The following is a 14,333-nucleotide window of genomic DNA, read 5'->3' on the forward strand; positions in this document are numbered from 1 at the left end:
CGATGATAGATCCTTCGGCCTGCAAACGCTTGTAAAGACGCTGGTTATGGTCTGGCCGGCCTCAGGATGACGTCAGCGTGGGATCGCTCTGGGTGCATCAACCCGATTCCTGGATTTCGTAGATTCCTTCTTCTTCCGTCTACTCTTCGACTTCCTGCCGCGGGCCGTCGACTGGAAGGGTGACGGTGAAGGTGCTGCCGCGGCCGGGCTCGCTGCGCACGGAGATCTCGCCGCCCAGCAGGCGCACGAAGTCGCGCGAGAGCGCCAGGCCGAGCCCCGTGCCGCCCTCCTTGCGCGTCGTCGAGGGATCGACCTGGAAGAAGGGCTCGAAGACGCGCGCCTGGTTGTCGGCGCTGATGCCGGGGCCGGTGTCCTCCACTTCGACCACCGCCCGGTCGCCCTCGCGCCGCGCGCGGACCGCCACGCCGCCGCGCTCGGTGAACTTGAGCGCGTTCCCCAGCAGGTTGGTCAGCACCTGGCGCAGCAGCCCGCGGTCGGTGGCGACGCGCCCCGCGCCCTCGGTGTCGATCTCCAGCGACAGCTTCCTCGCCTCCGCCGCGCCGCGCATGGCCTCGCCGACGGATTCCACCAGCTCGCCCAGGTCCAGCACCTCGGGCTCGGCGCGGCGCGTTCCGGCCTCCACGCGGGCCAGGTCGAGCACGCTGTCGATCAGCTCCACCAGGTGGCGCCGCGAGACGCGCATGCGGCGGAGCGCGTCGCGCTGCATCTCGGTGAGCGGGCCGTAGATCCCCTCCTCCAGCAGGCCGGCGTACCCCTCCAGCGCGTTGAGCGGGGTGCGCAGCTCGTGGCTCATCATCGCCAGGAACTCGCTCTTGGCGCGGCTGGCGGACTGCGCGCCGGCGTAGAGCCGGGCGTTGCGCACCGCCAGCGCCGCCTGGTCGGTCAGCAGGGAGACGACGCGCAGCGCCTCGTCGCCCAGCGCGCCGCGCCCGGGGCCGTTCACCACCGCCAGGATCCCCACCACCTCGTCGCCCGCGCGCAGGGGAACGAGCGCGGCGTGCTCGGCGCCCACCGACAACAGCATCGCGCGGCTGGGAATCTCCGCGGGCAGGTCGGCGACGGCCATGCTGCGGGGCACGCCCGCGTCGGCAACCATCCGCGTCACCGACGCGCCCGAGGGGACGGTCACGCCCGCCAGGGATTCCATGATCCCCACCGCCGCCATCACCTGCGTGCGCTCGCGCTCCTCGCCCACGTACATGGTCAGCGCCGCGCCCTCCGCGCCGGTCAGCTCGCGCGCCGCCGCGGCGATGCGCTGCATCACCTCCGGCGGATCGAGGGTGGAGGTGAGCGCCTCGGCGGCGGCGAGGAGCGCGCGGTTCTCCTCGCCGCGGCGGCGCTCCTCCAGGTGCAGCCGCGCGTTGTGGATGGCCAGCGCGGCGGTGTCGGCCAGCCCCTCCAGCAGCCGCACGTCCTCGTCGGTGAACGGCGTCCCCCGGTCGACCACGGCCAGCACGCCGGCCGGCGCGCCGAAGGCCAGCATCGGCGCGAGCGCCAGGTTGCGGATCCCCCGCTCGCGCGCCATCGCCTTGAACAGGCTGGTCTCGGGAAGGTCGGCGGTGTCGTTGAACACGCGCGTTCCCCCGTGGGCCAGCACGTCGGCCACCACCGTGCCGGCGAGACCCATCACCCGCCCGTCCAGGTCCGCCAGCGCACCCAGCGCGGGGGAGAGCCGCACGCTCTCGCCGTCACGGGGGATGACGATCACCGCCGCGCGCGAGCCCAGCAGCTCCATCGCCGAGTGCGCGGCCAAGTCCAGCACCCGCGCGGGATCCAGCTCGCTCACCAGCACGCGCCCGATCTCGCGCAGCGCGCGGCTCTCCTCCGCGCGCAGCGCCGCCTCGCTGGCGGCCGACTCGGCCTCGCGGGTGCGTTCCAGCAGCTGCCGCTCCAGCGCCAGCCGCTCGGTTAGGTCGTAGAAGACCACGAGCGCGCGGTCCACCCGCCCCGCCGAATCGCGCAGGGGAACGCCGCTGACGCTGACGGTGCGCTCCTCGCCGTCGCCGGGGCGGAGCACGATCTCCACGTCGCGCGTGGGCTCGCCGCGCAGCGCCCGCGCGACGGGGAGCTCGCCGGCCGGGAAGGGCTCGCCGGTGGGGCGGAAGGCCTGCCAGCGGCCGGGATATTCGGCCAGCTCGGCGGCGGTCAGCTCCTCCAGCGGGCGCCCGCCCATCGCCACACCGGCGGGGTTGATGTAGGTGGCGTTCCCCGACGGCGCGTCGGCCACGATCACGCCCACGGGAAGGGTGTCGAGCACGTCGTACAGCGCCTTGCGCTCGGCCTCGGCTGCGCGGCGCCCGAGCACCTGCTCGGTGACGTCGACCACCAGCAGGAGGAGGTAGCGCGGCCGGTCGCCCTCGCCCGCCGAGAGCGGCTGCAGCGTCCAGCGGAAGTAGATGACGCCGCGCTCGAAGCCGGCGAACTCGAACTCGGGGATCTCGACCGGCTGGCCGCTGTCGCGCACCCGCCGGAAGATCTCGCCGATCCCCGACCCCTCGAAGTCGGGGATGAACTCGGCGGGGGTGTGGCCGACGATGGCGCCCGGCTCGCGCCAGGGGCCCTCGAGGAACTGGTGGTAGAAGGCGTTGGCCTCGCGCACCACCAAGCCGTCGGCCTCCAGCAGCACGATCCCCACCGGCGCGCCCGCGACGATGGCGGCCAGGCGCGCCTCGCGCTCGGCCACCGACCCGCCGGCGTCGCGGAAGCGGCGCTCGGCGTCTTCGGCCTGGGCCTGCGCGGTCACGTTGCGCACGCGCACCCGCAGCTCGCCGGAGGAGAGCGGCTCGGCCTGCACCTCCCACACGCGCCCGCGGCCGCGCTCGCCGTCCACGCGGAAGACGACGGGCGCGCCGCTCTGCATGGCCTGCCGCAGCGTGTCGGCCGCAGGCGTGTGCTCCCACTTCGGCAGCGCGTCCCACAGCGTGGCCACCTCGCCCCCGCGGCCGATCAGCCGCAGGATCTCGAGCATCGACGCGTTCATGTAGCGGATGCGCCAGTTGGGCGCGAGCACGGCCACGCCGTCGCGCGCGGTGCCGAAGCTGGCGTCGTGCTCGGTGCGCCGGGCCTGCGGGGACGGCGTCACGCGTGGGCCGGTGTGCGAGCGGTCATGGGCGGATGATGGTGCGTGTCCGGCGTTTGCGGCAAGAAGGCGGCCATGCGGAGGATCAGGGGACAGGGGACAAAATGGGGATCGGGAAACCGGATCGAAGCAAGGAGGAGGTCGAGGAACGATGCGACTGAAGTCGCGGCTACAAAAACACGCAGTCCGCCTTCGCGGACTTCAACTGCATGCGGCCGCACCGCCGCTCGCGATTCGCGCCGATAGGGCGCCCGGCTACCTCTCCCGGTACGGGAGAGGTGGCGAGCCCCAGCGAGCCGGAGAGGGCGCGATGCCGCGGTGCGCACCGACCCAACGCACTCATGCACTTCCGCACTGACGCACTTCCCCACTCAGCACTCAGCACTCAGCACTCCCCGACCTCACCCTTGCGCATCGCGCCGTTTCGTAGTTCCGTACGCTCATCATCCCGACCCCTTCCGGAACACACCCGCGCACACCCCCGCCGCATGAACGGCCTGCGCATCTCCCGCCCGCCGGACACCGCCGCCGTGCAGCAGACCGGCCACCCCGCCGAGCGCGGCTCCGGCGCCACCTTCGTGTCCGCCGGCGTGTCGGACTTCGCGCGCTGGTTCGCGCCGCTCAAGCCGATGCTCGCGCGCTGGCGCTGGGTGCTGCACGCCGAGCCGCACCTCTTCCGCTTCCCCGACGGCTGGTACCGCGACTGGGACGAGACCGCCGGCGCCTTCGCCGGCCGCGAGCTGCGCGCCGCCGAGCGGCTGGTGCTGGACGAGCGCGACGACTGGCGCCTGGTCGACGGGCGCTGGCTCCAAGCCGTGGCCGACACGCTGCTCGACGACTGGGCCGACTTCTTCGCCCTCGCCGCGCCCGCGGACCGGCTCGACGGCTTCCTCGAGCGCTGGTGGGCGGCGGACACGCCCGAGTCGGCGCACGCGCTGATCGAGGAGACCTGCGCGCTCCACTTCTCCTGCGTCGACGGCGCGGTGTGGGAGGTGCACGCCGCCGACCCCGCGCTGGTGGAGCTCGTCCGCGCGCACCTCGACGGCGTCCCCGGCGTCACCGCCGCCGACAGCACGCTGATGCAGAGCCTGCGGCGCTACGAGCCGCATCCCTGATCCCCAACTCGATCGGAGCCCACCGCCGATGAGACTCGCCCTCCTCCGCGCCGCGGCGCTCGCCCTGGGCGCCATTGCCGCCGCCATGCCCGCCGCCGCGCAGAAGAATGAGGGCGGGATGGGCCCGTTCGCCCTCAGCGGGACGACGGACCGGCCGCTGCGCGCCGTCTACCGCGCCGCCATCGACGCGCTGCGCGAGAACGGCTACCCGCTCCGGGTGATGTCGCTCGACCAGATGCTCATCACCGACCTCAACTCCCCCCAGGCCGGCAAGCCGTCCACCGTGGCGCGCGTGCTGATGGAGCAGAAGGGCGATTCCGTCGCCTTCACGGTAGAGCCCGTCGCGGTGAACGCGGCGCGAAACGGCCGCTGCACCACGCAGGAGTGCCTGACGATGGAGTTGGCCGCCGGGGCGATGATCGTGAAGGGGATCGAGGACCGGATGAAGGCGTACCAGCCGCCGCCGCGCAGCCTGGCCGACAGCCTGGCCGGCGCGAAGGCCCTCGGCTACGCGCCCGAGAACCCGGTGAAGGTCGGCGGCGGCGGCGACCGCGGCGTGCAGAACGAGCACGCTTGGCTCGACGGGCTGCGCGGCCCGGACGGGCAGACTGTCACCTGGTTCCGGCTGGGGAGCTGCTGCGAGTTCGAGACGCCCAACGCCCCGCGCGACATGCAGGGCCGCGGGCTGCTGGACGCGTACGAGGTCACCTATCCCGGTCTCCCCCACCCCGTGCTCCTGTACCTCGACATGTACGATCCCCCCGCCAACCAGGCCGTCCCAGCCGGCTTCACCCGCCCCGCCGCCCCGCTCCCGGCGACGTGAACGCGGGGCCCGACGAGGCCGTCATCTGGAGACTGGTGCCCGGGACCAGGATCGCGCAGCTTTCGGTGCTGGAAACTCGCGGCGGGCTGGCGACGTAATCGGGTGGCGACGTGGGACCTACCGACTCGAGGGACTTCGAAATGATCGACCGCAGCGCCCAATTCCCGATCGACCGCCGCGCCCAATCTCCGGGCGTTCTCATCCGCGACTTCGCGCTCTTCGGCCTGAAGCTGTTCATCGACGGGCTGAAGGACGTGGTGATGGTGCAGGCCGGCATCCTGGCCTTCTGCGTGGACCTCATCGCCATGCTGCTGCTGAGGCGCAGGGCCCGGCTCTTCTACTGGGTGCTGGAGCTGGGCGAGCGGTTCGACCTGTGGCTGAACCTGTACGCCGGCGCGCGCGGTGCCGGGCACAACCCCGATGGGCTGTTCGGCGAGAGCCGCGCGGGCGACAACACCTTCCTGGGCGAGATGGAGGAGCTGGTGCGCCGCGGCCCCGAGCCGCCCGTCCGGTCCGCCGGGCCCGTGCACGCCCCGCGCCCCGGCCTGCCGCGCTGACGCGGGCGATCGAGATCTCGCCGAACGGCAAAGCGAAGGGAGGCGCCCCGGACCGGTGCGCCTCCCTTCGCTCGTTCATCTCCCTCCCCGTCCAGCGTCACCGCTCGCCGGCGGAGGCGGTGTCGGGCTCCGGGTCCGCCTCGCCGTCGCGGCTCCAGATCACGATCAGCCCGCAGGGCGACGCCAGGCTCATGTAGCGCCCGGGGATCTCGCTCGGCCCGCGGTACACCTCGATGCCGTCGATGTCCTGCGCGCGGATCTGCAGGTCGATGTCCTCGGCGCCCATCACCGCGTTGTCCACCAGCAGCAGGGGGATGCACCCGCCGCGCTCGCGCCGCGTGATCACCACCACGCCCTGGGTGCTGCCGGTGATCTGCTGCACCCGCACGCCCGGGATCCCGCGCAGCGCCTGGCTGGGGTGCAGCGGCCGCCGCTCGCGGATCTGGTCGCGCGTGACGAAGGCGCCCACGTGCAGCTGCTGCCGCTGGTAGAAGCCCTCGCGCTCCAGGCGCGCGCTGCGCGGCGGCTGGGTGCGCCCGGTCACCGTCAGCGGGGTGAGCGCCACCTCGCTGGTGCTGATGCGCAGCTCCACCCGCACCGTCTGCGTCTCCGCGATGGGGACGGGCTCGGAGGTGGCCGTGCGGTAGCCCAGCCGCTGCACGCGCAGCCGGAACTCGCCGGGATCGCGCAGGCGCAGGGTGAACGAGCCGTCGTCGCCCGAGCGCGCGCGGGCGACGACCCGGTCGTTGGGCGCCAGGGCCTCGACGGTGGCGGTCTGCACCGGCGCCTCGCCGGTGCGGTCCATCACCTTGCCGGTGAACTGCTGCGCGTGGAGCGCCGTCGCCGCCAGCAGGGCCGGAAGGAGGGCGAGCGAGGAACGCTTCATCGAAAAACCTCCGGGGAGATGCCACCGGCCCGGGGCGCCCGTGGTCGCGGGTCCCCGAAGGCCGGGCCGACTGCGGTGGTACGTCTATCCCTGCGCCCCGCCCTCGTCCGGCGAGGGTCGTCCGCACCCTCTCCCCACCCCTCTTCATCACACCCTGATGAAGATCTTCCTGCGGTAGAACACCTCCATGATCCCCCACCACACCAGCACGAACGTCACGGCGAAGGCCAGCGACGCGTTCAACGGGGGAAGCCACGCTTCGAAGGCGTTCGCGTAGATCCATCCCTTCACCGGCTGCGTTCCCGCCGGTCCACCCGGGACCGTCACCAGGTTCAGCAGGCGCGCGAATACCCCGGAAAGAAAGAACGCCGCAATGGCATTCATCCCGTACACCGTGAAGGGGCGGATCCACCTCCGCACGCCCTTCACGTCCACCAGCCACCAGCACATCGCCAGCCCCACCATCGCCATCCCACCCATGAACAGCACGTAGGAGCTGGTCCACAGGTTCTTGTTGATGTGGAAGACGGGGTTCCAGACGAGCCCCGCCGCCATCAGCGCGTTCCCCGCGAAGAAGAGTCCCGTGGCGCGCTCGGCCGGGGGACGCGCGCTCCGCAGCCACTCTCCCGCGAAGATGCCGAGCAGCACGGTGACGATGGCCGGGACCGTGCTCAGCAGCCCCTCGGGGTCCCACGTCTTCGCGGCGGCCCAGAGATGGTTCGTCCCGAGCACCATGCGGTCGACGTACGCGGCCAGGCTGCCGTCCTTCGTCACCAGGTCGCCCGCGCCGTGCCCGGGGACGGGGACCAGCGTCATCGCCGCCCAGTAGCCGAGCAGCAGGGCGGCGGCCACCCACGGGCGCCCCCGCCGGGGGACGAAGAGGTAGACGGCGGACGCGGCCAGGAAGCAGAGCGCGATGCGCTGCAGCACCCCCATGATGCGGAGGTGGCCGACGTCCAGGTTGTAGTACGGGAACGCCGCCAGAAGCAGGCCCAGCCCGAACAGGATGGCCGAGCGCCTCACTGCCTTGACGAAGATGGCGCCCCGTTTCTGACCGCGCGCCATCTGCGCGCCGAACGAGAAGGTCATCGCCACGCCGACGATGAACAGGAAAAACGGGAAGATGGTGTCCGTCGGCGTCCACCCGTTCCACTCCGCGTGCTCCAACGGCGCGTAGACGTGGTCCCACGAGCCGGGATTGTTCACCAGCAGCATCCCCGCGATGGTGATGCCGCGGAACACGTCCAGCGCGCGCAGCCGTCCGGGCTGGGCGACGCCGTCGGGCAAGGCGGGCGCGATCTCGATCGCGGGGACGGCGGAGGGTGCCGGGGCGAGCGTGTCCGTCATGCGAGCGTCCTGCGAGGGGTCGTCGGGCGGGGATGCTACAAGTCTGTGCGAGAACTGCGCTTGGGGCAAGTCCGCGGATGGCCCGGAAGTCGGCGGATCTTGGCCCGCCCGATCACGGCGGGCGCGGGCTGCGGCTGCGGCGTCATCGTCTCCTGCGCGCGGGCGCACGCGGCGATCGCCAGGAGCGGGAGCGCGAGAAGATCGCGGCGGCTCGGCCTCATCATCCCATCTCCCTTCGAAAGATCATCCTCCGGCCAAGCACTCCGGGCCGATCTCGGAGATGGAGTGGCAGCCGGCCAGCCCCATCGTCAGCTCGAAGTCGGCGACGAGGTTGCGAAGGAGCTCCAGCACCCCCGCGCGCCCCTCCAGCGCCAGCGCGTAGACGTAGGGGCGGCCGACGCAGACCGCGCGCGCGCCGAGCGCCAGCGCCTTGAACACGTCCGCGCCCCCGCGGATGCCGCTGTCCATCAGCACGGGGACGCGGCCGGCCACGGCGTCGACGATGGCGGGGAGCGCGTCGAGGGTGGCGATCGCCCCGTCCACCTGCCGCCCGCCGTGGTTGGAGACGATGACGCCGTCCATCCCCTGGTCCAGCGCGCGGCGGGCGTCGTCGGGGTGCAGGATCCCCTTCAGCAGCACGGGGAGCTTGGTCCGCTCGCGCAGGAAGGGGAGGTCGGACCAGGTGAGCGACGGCCGCGAGTAGGTGCCGATGAACTGCTGCACCGCCGCCAGGGGGACGCCCGAGCGCAGGTTCTTCAGGAACGCGCCCGGGTGCGCCCGCGTCAGCTCGGCGAAGGCGCGCAGCGTGTGCAGGTTGATCTTGCGCTTCTGCCCCGCGGCGGCGGAGGGCGCGGGCGTGGCGAGCGAGGCGAGGAAGACGGGGTCGCTGACGTACTGGGCGATTCCCTTGCCGCGCAGGAAGGGGAGGTAGGCGAGGTCCAGGTCGCGCGCGCGCCAGCCGAGGAGCGTGGTGTCGAGGGTGACGACGATGGCCTCGCACCCGCACGCCTCGGCGCGGCGGACGAAGCTCTCCACCAGCTCGTCGTTCTTGCTCCAGTAGAGCTGGAACCAGCGCGGCCCGGCGCCCATCGCCGCGGCGCAGGTCTCCATCGCCACGGAGGCCTGGCTGGAGAAGATCATCGGCACCCCCGCCTCGGCCGCCGCGCGCGCCACGGCGAGGTCGGCCTCCGGGTGCGCCAGCTCCAGCACGCCGATGGGCGCGGTGAGCAGCGGCGCGGGAAGGGTGCGGCCGAAGAGCTCGACGGAGATCTCGCGCTCGGCCACGTCGCGCAGCATGCGCGGGACGATGCGGCGGCGCTCGAACGCCTCGCGGTTGGCGCGCACGGTGCCTTCCGACCCCGCGCCGCCGGCCACGTACGCGTACGCCTGCGGCGACATCTTCCGCCGCGCGGCCTCTTCCAGCCGCCGCGCGTCCACCGGCACGAGCGGCTTCTCCCCCGCCATCCCCCCGACGTAGACCTCGCTTTGCCTGCGGATCGCGACTTCGGACGCTGCCACCGTTCGTCTCCGTGAGGGTGGGGATGGAGATGAGATGTCCCAGGATGTCATCCTGAGGGCGCGGGTGCCGCAACTCTCGACCGCGCCGGCGCTTGCCGCGCCCGAAGGATCTTGCCGGCGCCGCCGGGATGCCGGTCCCGACGGGCGGGCATCTCCGCGGGATCGAGTAGATCCTTCGGCCGCCGCCGGGCATCCGTGCGTACGACGGTTCAGTGCGGCGGCGACCTCAGGATGACATCGTCGGTGTCGCCCACTCTTCTTCGTTCCTCCGCCGTTCTTCGTCTTTTCTCCGCGCCTCCGCGGCTCCGCGTGAGGCCAGTCCCGATCAGCGGCGCGCGGAGAGGTCGAGGTACACGAGCCGAAGGAACCGGTCGGCCTTCATGAATCCCCCGCCCCAGCGCGGGTCCAGGTCGGCCAGCGGGCGCGCGGCCTGGAGCTGCTCCAGCGTCTGCCCGCGCGCGATGGCGGCGCGTACGCGGTCGCGCGCCGTGGCCAGCATGTCGCGATACGCGCGCAGCTCGGCCACGCCCGAGACAGGCCCGTGGCCGGGGATGATGCGCGTCCGCGCGTTGGCCAGCGACAGGATGCGGTCCACCGCGGCGATGGTTCCCTCCACCGAGCCGCCGCTGTCCAGGTCGATGAACGGGTACATGCCGTTAAAGTACACGTCGCCCGCGTGGATCACGTTCGAGGTGCGGAATTGCACGATCACGTCGCCGTCGGTGTGCGCGGGCGGCACGTGGACGGCGTGCGTCTCCTCGCCGTCCAGGTGCACGGTGACGTCCTCGCCGAAGGTGACCACCGGCAGCGCCCCGGGCGGCGACGCGGGCACCCGGTCCTCGATCGTCTTCATCACCTGCTCCGTACTCATCCGCACCCGCACGTTGTCGTGCGCCACGATCACCACCCCGGCCTTGCCGAAGTTCTCGTTGCCGCCGGTGTGGTCGCCGTGCCAGTGCGTGTTCAGCAGGAAGCGGATCGGCCCGCGGTCGATGGCCGCGATGGCCGCGCGGATGCGGTCGGTGAGCGGCGCATACTCGTCGTCCACCATCACCATCCCGTCCGGCCCTACCAGCACGCCGATGTTGCCGCCGCGCCCCATCAGCACCCAGACGTTCCCCGCGACCGGCTCCGAGCGCACCCGCACGCTGTCGGGGATGTTCTGCGCGGCGGCGGAGGTCGCGACGGTGAGGAGGATGACAGTGGCGGCGAGGACGGCGCGGCGGCGCGGCATGGGCGGCTCCGGGCGAACGGACGGGAGGTGCGGGGTCGGCTCGACAAGGTGCGCCGCGCCGCCGCGGGGATCAAGGGCGTCCTGTCTCGCCTGTCGCGGCTTCGTTACGTCCTTGGCCCGCTTCTGGCACACCTTTGAACAAAACGGCCCGTGGCGCCCCGCGGGCCGGCGGAGGGACGAGACCCGCGGTACATCGCCCACCGATCTCCGCTCCGCCGCTCGACGTTCCGCCCCCGGCCGCGCGCCGGGGCGATTCCACCCGACGCATGCTGAAGACCGTAAACCTTCGCTTCGGCGCGGACGAGGACGAGCCGGGACTGAGCTTCGAGCCCGGCCCCATGACCGTGTTCGTGGGCCCCAACAACTCGGGGAAGAGCCTGGCGCTGCGCGAGCTCGAGAGCTTCGTGGAGAGCGGGGGCGAGGACCAGGGCCACATCGTGGAGGGGGTGGAGCCCGACCTTCCCCCGCCCGAGGTGGTGCGGGAGATGGTGCTCAGCCGGCAGGTGCGCGACGGGCGCGATCCCCCCGCGGGGTGCACGCGCGTGGTGCGGCTGAAGAGCCCCGGCGAGTTCAGCCGCCGCCGCGCCGAGGACCCGGCCGAGCCGCTCGAGGAGCAGGTGATCGACCTCGGGGCGGTCACCCGCGCGCTCCAGGACGTCGACCACCTGACCGACGAGGAGTTCGCGCTCCTCTGCCGCGACGTGCTGACGCTCTTCCTGATCCGCCTCGACGGGCAGACGCGGCTCGCGCTCACCCAGCCGCGGCCGGCGGGCGACCCCGAAGACCACCCGGCGCACCACCTGGCCGCGCTCTGGCGCGACGACGCGGCGCGCGAGCTCATCCGCGAGATCACCGGCGAGGCGTTCGGGCTGTTCTTCGCGATCGACCGGACCACGGACCCGGAGCTCTTCCGCATCCGCATGTCCAGCCGAGCGCCCATGGACGACGCCGAGGAGCAGGGCGACGACGACCGTGCGCTGGCCTTCCACGGGCGCGCGCACGACATCGCCTCGCTGAGCGACGGGGTGCGCGCCTTCACCGGGCTGACGGCCGCGGTGATGAGTGCCGACTACCGCATCATGCTGGTGGACGAGCCCGAGGCCTTCCTCCATCCCCCGCTCACGCGGAAGCTGGGGAAGCGGCTGACGCAGCTGGCGTCCGAGCGGGGGGCCAACGTGCTGGCGTCGACGCACTCGCCCGAGTTCCTGATGGGGTGCGTGCAGAGCGGGCAGCGGGTGAACGTGGTGCGGCTGACCTGGCGCGCCGGCGTGGCCACCGCGCGGCTGCTGGGCGCGGGGAAGCTCGACGCCATGATGAAGGACCCGCTGCTGCGCTCCACCGGCGTGCTCGGCGCGCTCTTCCACGACGGCGCGGTGGTGTGCGAGGCCGACGCCGACCGCGTGTTCTACTCGGAGATCAACGAGCGGCTGCTGGCGGCGCGCGCGGGCGGGGCCGACGGGTGCCTGTTCATGAACGCGCAGAACAAGCAGACCATCCGCCGCATCGTGCGCCCGCTGCGCGAGATGGGGATTCCGTCGGTGGCCATCGTGGACCTCGACATCCTCAAGGGGCGCGAGGACTTCCGCGACCTGCTGAAGGCCACCTTCGTCCCCCAGGTGTTCTGGGAGCCGTGGGAGGAGCAGCGCGCGCGCATCGCCCAGAAGCTGCGCGGCGAGGACTGGAAGGGCGGCGGCATCTACCGCGCGCCGCGCGACGTGCGGGCCATGGCCGAGCAGCTGCTGAACGCCTGCGCCGAGTACGGGCTGTTCATCGTGCCCACCGGCGAGCTGGAGTGCTGGCTGCCCGAGCTGGAGGTGGGCGGGCACGGGCCCGAGTGGCTGACCGCGGTGTTCCAGAAGATGGGGACGGACCCGGTGTCGAAGGACTACCAGCGGCCCACCAGCGGCGGCGTGTGGCGCTTCATGCAGGGCGTGGCGAAGTGGATCGCCGACCCGCACCGCAAGGGGATGAGCGACGAGGTGATCCCCCTCGACCACCTCCTCGCCCCGCCGAAGGACGCCCCGCCCGCCGCGCCCCCGCCGGCCGACGAGACGTCGTCCGCGCCGGCGAAGCCCGACCGCGCCCAGCCGCCGGCGGAGGAAGACGCGCGGCGCAACGGCAGGCCCCCGCGCGCCGGCCGCGACGCGCATCGCGGCGAGCACCAACACCGCAACGGCGGCCGCCCGCCGCACGACGAGCCCACGCGCAGCATCCCCGAGCCCGAAGCGGAGCCGGAGCCGCAGGAGGCCGCGCCCGCCGCGGAGACCCCGCAGGTGGTGTGAGTTTCGCCCGCGAAACCACATCAAGAAACAGCAAGTCTCACGCAGAGTTAGCAGGGTTAGCAGAGAGAATAGCTGCAGTTCTCTGCTAACCCTGCTAATCCTGCGTGAGCTCAAATCTTTTTCCGGATCTGGCGGTCCGATGCGTCGGCCTTCCCGCGCGCGTTAGATTCCTCCGCCGACAATCTCCATCTGCCACGAACGAACCGAGCGACGATGGCCACCGCCGAGACCGAGCTGCTGATCCGCACCCGCCGCGACCTCCATCGCCACCCGGAGCTGGGGTTCGAGGAGCACCGCACCGCCGGGATCGTGGCGGACCGGCTGCGCGCGGCGGGCTACGAGGTGCGCACCGGCATCGCGGAGACGGGCGTGGTCGGCACGCTGCGCGGCGGCGCGGGCGGCGGGCCCACGCTGCTGCTGCGCGCCGACATGGACGCGCTCCCCATCCAGGAGGAGACGGCGCACGACTTCGCCAGCACCGTCGCGGGGAAGATGCACGCGTGCGGGCACGACGCCCACACCGCCATCGGCCTGGCCGTCGCCGAGCGGCTGGCGGCCAGTCGCGAGCGGTGGGGCGGTACGGTGAAGTACGTCTTCCAGCCCGCCGAGGAGGGCGGCCAGGGCGCGCTGCGGATGATCGAGCAGGGCGTACTGGACGGGGTGGACTGCGCGCTGGGGCTGCACGTGTGGATGGGACTGCCGTCCGGCATGGTTGGCATCACCCCGGGGCCGTTCATGGCGTCGGCCGGCGAGTTCGAGATCACCATCCGCGGCAAGGGCGGCCACGGCGCGATGCCGGAGCAGACGGTGGACGCCACGCTGATCGGCAGCCAGGTCGTGGTCGCGCTGCAGAGCATCGTCAGCCGCGGGGTGTCGCCGCTGGAGTCGGCGGTGGTCACGGTGGGCGCGTTCCACGCGGGCGGCGCGTACAACGTCATCGCCGACAGCGCGCGGCTGCTGGGCACCGTCCGCGCCTTCGACGTGGACGCGTGCGACGAGCTGCCGCGCCGCATCGAGCGCATCACCGCCGGCATCTGCGAGGCGTTCGGGGCGACGTACGACTTCCGCTACCACCAGGACACGCCGCCGACCATCAACCACGCGGGCGTGGCGGAGATCGTCCGCGCCGCCGCGGAGGAGACGGTAGGGCGCGAGCGCGTGCGCTTCGGGCCGGAGGTGCGCACCATGGCGGCGGAGGACTTCGGCGAGTTCCTCCTGCGCGTGCCCGGCTGCTACTTCTTCGTGGGCGCGATGAGCGAGCCGAAGGGGGCGGTGCATCCCCACCACTCTCCCCACTTCGACATCTGCGAAGATTGCCTGCCGGTGGCCGTCGAGGTGCTGGAACAGTCCGCCATCCGTGCGCTATCCTGCTACGGCGAAATCGCAAATCGTTGACCTATTGGATCTTATGAATTCATCTCCGCGGATTTCTGGCATCGGATTTGAGTAGGTGACCGGACCCAGCCGGGGC

General features: G+C 72.3%; 10 protein-coding genes. 5 read left to right on the plus strand and 5 right to left on the minus strand.

What is annotated here, in order from left to right; genetic code table 11:
* Positions 1 to 139: 139 nt before the first annotated feature.
* Positions 140 to 3,103 carry an ATP-binding protein gene (locus VF092_29935; GenBank protein ID HEX6751551.1) on the minus strand — a complete coding sequence of 988 codons (2,964 nt, stop codon included), beginning with the start codon at positions 3,101 to 3,103 and terminating at the stop codon, positions 140 to 142.
* A gap of 485 nt (positions 3,104 to 3,588) precedes the next feature.
* Between VF092_29935 and VF092_29940 the strand changes: the two genes are divergently transcribed.
* The 3 genes from VF092_29940 to VF092_29950 all read left to right on the plus strand — a co-directional run bounded on the left by VF092_29940 (position 3,589) and on the right by VF092_29950 (position 5,595).
* Positions 3,589 to 4,215, plus strand: a complete 627-nt coding sequence (locus tag VF092_29940; GenBank protein HEX6751552.1) for a hypothetical protein — start codon at positions 3,589 to 3,591, stop codon at positions 4,213 to 4,215.
* Between the two features lie 28 nt (positions 4,216 to 4,243).
* On the plus strand, positions 4,244 to 5,038 hold the full coding sequence (locus tag VF092_29945) for a hypothetical protein (GenBank protein HEX6751553.1): 795 nt from the start codon (positions 4,244 to 4,246) through the stop codon (positions 5,036 to 5,038).
* A gap of 140 nt (positions 5,039 to 5,178) precedes the next feature.
* Positions 5,179 to 5,595, plus strand: a complete 417-nt coding sequence (locus tag VF092_29950; protein HEX6751554.1) for a hypothetical protein — start codon at positions 5,179 to 5,181, stop codon at positions 5,593 to 5,595.
* A 97-nt stretch (positions 5,596 to 5,692) separates the two neighbouring features.
* Here VF092_29950 and VF092_29955 read toward each other — a convergent pair whose 3' ends face one another.
* The 4 genes from VF092_29955 to VF092_29970 form a co-directional block, all read right to left on the minus strand.
* Entirely contained in the window at positions 5,693 to 6,481 is a 789-nt protein-coding gene (locus VF092_29955) for a carboxypeptidase regulatory-like domain-containing protein (GenBank protein ID HEX6751555.1), read from the minus strand.
* 147 nt (positions 6,482 to 6,628) lie between these two features.
* Positions 6,629 to 7,828, minus strand: a complete 1,200-nt coding sequence (locus tag VF092_29960) for a heparan-alpha-glucosaminide N-acetyltransferase domain-containing protein (protein ID HEX6751556.1) — start codon at positions 7,826 to 7,828, stop codon at positions 6,629 to 6,631.
* Between the two features lie 243 nt (positions 7,829 to 8,071).
* On the minus strand, positions 8,072 to 9,346 hold the full coding sequence (locus VF092_29965) for a lactate 2-monooxygenase (protein ID HEX6751557.1): 1,275 nt from the start codon (positions 9,344 to 9,346) through the stop codon (positions 8,072 to 8,074).
* A gap of 325 nt (positions 9,347 to 9,671) precedes the next feature.
* On the minus strand, positions 9,672 to 10,580 hold the full coding sequence (locus VF092_29970) for an MBL fold metallo-hydrolase (GenBank protein ID HEX6751558.1): 909 nt from the start codon (positions 10,578 to 10,580) through the stop codon (positions 9,672 to 9,674).
* 266 nt (positions 10,581 to 10,846) lie between these two features.
* Here VF092_29970 and VF092_29975 point away from each other — a divergent pair, with 266 nt between their 5' ends.
* Together VF092_29975 and VF092_29980 are read left to right on the plus strand one after the other, a co-directional pair.
* Positions 10,847 to 12,862 (plus strand): AAA family ATPase, encoded by a 2,016-nt coding sequence (locus VF092_29975; protein ID HEX6751559.1) that lies wholly within the window; start codon positions 10,847 to 10,849, stop codon positions 12,860 to 12,862.
* Positions 12,863 to 13,075: 213 nt separating this feature from the next.
* Positions 13,076 to 14,257: an amidohydrolase gene (locus VF092_29980; GenBank protein ID HEX6751560.1), complete on the plus strand. Its 1,182-nt coding sequence runs from the start codon at positions 13,076 to 13,078 to the stop codon at positions 14,255 to 14,257.
* The last annotated feature ends 76 nt before the right edge of the window (positions 14,258 to 14,333 follow it).

Source organism: Longimicrobium sp., from assembly GCA_036377595.1.
In the GTDB taxonomy this organism is placed as follows: domain Bacteria; phylum Gemmatimonadota; class Gemmatimonadetes; order Longimicrobiales; family Longimicrobiaceae; genus Longimicrobium.